General features: G+C 69.0%; 3 protein-coding genes. 1 reads left to right on the top strand and 2 read right to left on the bottom strand.

What is annotated here, in order from left to right; all coding sequences use genetic code 11:
- Window positions 1–823: alpha/beta fold hydrolase (locus tag APM_RS08730; RefSeq protein WP_007423003.1), on the top strand; the 823-nt coding region annotated here is incomplete at its 5' end.
- 110 nt (window positions 824–933) lie between these two features.
- Here the strand turns inward: APM_RS08730 and APM_RS08725 are convergent.
- Entirely contained in the window at window positions 934–2,508 is a 1,575-nt protein-coding gene (locus APM_RS08725; protein ID WP_007423002.1) for a 2-isopropylmalate synthase, read from the bottom strand.
- 240 nt (window positions 2,509–2,748) lie between these two features.
- Window positions 2,749–3,775 (bottom strand): class I SAM-dependent RNA methyltransferase (locus APM_RS08720; protein WP_007423001.1); only part of this gene is annotated, 1,027 nt, incomplete at its 5' end.

Below are 3,775 nucleotides of genomic sequence, written 5' to 3'. Positions count from 1 at the left end.
CGGCGGCAGCGGGCCGCCGCTGGTGATGCTGCACGGCATGCCGCAGACCCATTGCATGTGGCACCGGATCGCGCCCGCGCTGGCGGCGCGATTCACCGTGATCTGCCCGGACATCACCGGCTATGGAAACAGCTACAAGCCGGCGGCGAGTGCGGACCACGAAGCCTATTCCAAGCGGCGCATGGCGCAAGACATCGTCGACCTCGCGGCACATCTCGGGATCGGCCGCTTCGCGCTGGTCGGCCACGATCGCGGGGCGCGGGTGTCGCACCGGCTGGCGCTCGACCATCCCGACCGGATCTCGCGGCTCGCGCTGCTCGACATCATTCCCACGATCGAGCATTTCGAGCGCACCGACATGCGCTTCGCCATGGGCTATTATCACTGGTTCTTCCTCGCCCAGCCGGCACCGCTGCCGGAGGACCTGATCAACCGCGACGCCGGATACTGGCTGCTGTCGCAGACCGCCCGGCACAAGACGGCGCGGGCGGTGTTCGACGAGGCGGCGATGGCGGATTACCGGCGGGCGATGGCCGACCCGGCGACGGTGACGGCGATCTGCGAGGATTATCGCGCGGCGGCGACGATCGACCTCGAACACGACCGCGAAAGCCGGGCGCGGCGGGAGAGGATCGCCGCGCCGTTGAAGGTGCTGTGGGGGTCGCGCGGGCTGGTCGGCGCGCTCTACGATCCGCTGGAGATCTGGCGCGGATATGCGTCAGGCCCGGTGGAGGGGCAGGCCATCGAGTCGGGTCATTTTCTCGCCGAGGAAGCCCCGGAGGCGACGCTGGCCGCTCTCCAGGAATTTCTGGCGGACGGGTAGAGCATCATCCGATCAGATAAAGATGCTCTGTTTATCAATATGATAGAGCATCATCCGATCGATTAGGATCGGAAAATGCTCTATCGCGCCGCCCGCCAGAAGGGGCCGGGTCAGGCGGTCAGCGCCGCCGGTTCCTTGCGCTCGCGCTTGACGATGAGCTTGTTGAGCGCGTGGACATAGGCGCGGGCGGCGGCGACGATCGTGTCGGTATCCGAGCCCTGGCCGTCGACGCTCTTGCCGTTTTCCTCGAGGCGCACACCGCATTTCGCCTGCGCATCGGTGCCTTCGGTGACGGCGCCGACGGTGAAGAGCTTCAGCTCCGCCTCGTGCGGGCAGATCGCGCGGATGGCGTTGAAGGTGGCATCGACCGGGCCGTCGCCATGCGATTCGTGCACCTTCATCTCGCCATCGACCTCGAGTTCGAGCCGGGCGCGGGGCTTCGCCTTCGAGCCGGCCCAGACTTCCAGCGCGACGAAGCGGATGCGGCTCTGGTCGCGCAGCACCGTTTCGTCGAACAGGGCGGCGATGTCCTCGTCGTAGACCAGCTTCTTGCGGTCGGCGAGGTCCTTGAAGCGGCGGAAGGCGTCGTTCAGCGCGTTGTCGCCGACCTCGCCATAGCCGAGGGCGCGCAGCTTGTCGCGGAAGGCGGCGCGGCCGGAATGCTTGCCGAGCACGAGGCTGGTCTTCTGCCAGCCGACCGATTCGGGCGTCATGATCTCGTAGGTCGCGGCGTTCTTCAGCACGCCATCCTGGTGGATGCCGCTTTCATGCGCGAAGGCGTTGCGCCCGACGATCGCCTTGTTGGGCTGCACGTCGAACCCGGTGATGGTGGCGAGCAGCTTGGAGGTGCGCAGGATGCGCGGCGTGTCGATATTGTTGCGGTAGGGCACCGCGTCGTGCCGGGTGCGGATCGCCATCACGATCTCTTCCAGCGCGGCATTGCCGGCGCGCTCGCCGATGCCGTTGATGGTGCATTCGATCTGGCGCGCGCCGGCCTTGATCGCGGCGATGGTGTTGGCGACGGCGAGGCCGAGATCGTTGTGGTTATGGGTCGAGAAGATCACCGCATCGGCGCCGGGCACGCGCTCGCGCAGCATGGTGAAGATCCGCGCGATGTCTTCCGGCACGGCGTAGCCGACCGTGTCGGGGATGTTGATCGTCGTCGCGCCGGAGCGGATCGCCGCCTCGACGCAGCGGCAGAGGAAATCGGGCTCGGTGCGGCTGCCATCCTCGGCCGACCACTCGACGTCGTCGGTATAGTCGCGGGCGAGGGTGACGGAGCGGACCACCGCCTCGAGCACCGCGTCGGGCTCCATCCGCAGCTTGTATTTCATGTGCAGCGGCGAGGTGGAGATGAAGGTGTGGATGCGCTTGCGCTCGGCCGGTTTCACCGCCTCGCCGGCGCGGACGATGTCGTCGCGGCCGGAGCGGGCGAGGCCGGCGATGACGGGTCCCTTGATGGTTTCGGCGATGCGGCGCACGCTTTCGAAATCGCCCTGGCTCGCGATCGGGAAGCCGGCCTCGATGACGTCGACGCCGAGTTCGGCGAGGGCTTCGGCCATGCGCAGCTTCTCGTCGAGATTCATCGAGAAGCCGGGCGACTGCTCGCCATCGCGCAGGGTGGTGTCGAAGATGAACACGCGATCGTCGGGGACCGCGCCGAAATTCGGGTGATGGATCGTCATGGAATGCACTCGCTCTGCTGGGGAACCGTTGGGTAGCCTCGTCTTTCTCCCCTGTGCGTGCCGGTTTTCAGCCGGGTGTTACGCCCAGGGGTCGATAAGTCGAAGCGCGAGCGGAAGGCTCCGCAGCACGGTGGCGGCGCGGGGCAGGAAAAGCGCGGAACGGAAAACCGTCTGGCTCATGCAAGGATGAGTAACATGGCGGCTTCGCCGCGCGCAAGGTTTTGCTGCCCCGCGTTCCGGTCAGAGGCCGAGGACGACGACGCTTTCGAGATGGTCGGAGCCGGGGAACTGGTCGATCGGGGTGGACGCGAGCAGGCGGTAGCCGGCGCGGGCGAAGGGGGCGGCCTCGCGCGCGAGCGCCTCGGGGTTGCAGCTGACATAGACGATGCGCTGCACCTTCGCCTCGACCAGGGGGGCGATTTGCGGGCCGGCGCCATCGAAGGGCGGATCGAGCACGACGCAGGCAGCACCGGCAAGTTCCTTCGCGGTGACGGGGCGGCGGGCGAGGTCGCGCCGCTCGGTGTCGATCCGCCCGGCCTGGCCGCCGGTCCGCGCCGCCTCATCGAGCGCGGCCAGCGCCGGGGCGCTGCCCTCGACCGCATGCACCCGTGCATGGGCGGCGAGCGCGCCGGTGAGGGTGCCGATTCCGGCATAGAGCTCGACGATCCTCGACTTGCGGGTGAGTTTCGGCGGCAGGCCGGCGAGCACGGCGGCGCGGATCGCCGCCTCGCCCTCGAAGCTCGGTTGCAGGAAGGCGGCGGGCGGCGGGAGGACGACGAGGCCGGCGCAGTCGAGCGTGGGCGGGCGGCGGATCAGCACCGGCTCGGCGCCGAGGCTGATTCGCGGCAGGTCGTGTTCCTGCGCGAAGGCGACCAGCCGCGCCCGGTCGGCGGCGGTGGCCTCGCCATCGAGCGCGACCGACACGTCCGCCCCGGCATCGAGGAGGTTGACCCGGACATCGGCACTCTTGCGCAGCCCCTGCAACCGGGCGAGCAGCGCGCGAAGCGGGTCGATCAGCGCTTCGAGCTCGGGCCGCAGCAGGGGGCATTCGGCAATGTCGACCACCGTGCGGGAACGGGTCTCGTGAAAGCCGAGCCGGACGGCGCCGGCGACGCGCGCGACGGCGAAATCCGCCCGCCGGCGGGTGCCCATCGGGATCGAGACCACCGGCGCCGGATGCGGGTCAGCGAAGCCGGCCCGCGCGAGGGCGGCGGCAAGCCGGGCGTGCTTCGCCTCGGCAAGCGCGGCAGGGGCGACATCCTGCGCG

The organism is Acidiphilium sp. PM, from assembly GCF_000219295.1.
GTDB lineage: Bacteria > Pseudomonadota > Alphaproteobacteria > Acetobacterales > Acetobacteraceae > Acidiphilium > Acidiphilium multivorum.
Note: the sequence above shows the minus strand (reverse complement) of the source record. Positions and strands in the feature narration are given on the sequence as shown.

Excerpts from the sequence above, each read along its gene's own strand:
- APM_RS08725 (WP_007423002.1), bottom strand. The coding sequence starts at position 2,508 with ATGACGATCCATCACCCGAATTTCGGCGCGGTCCCCGACGATCGCGTG.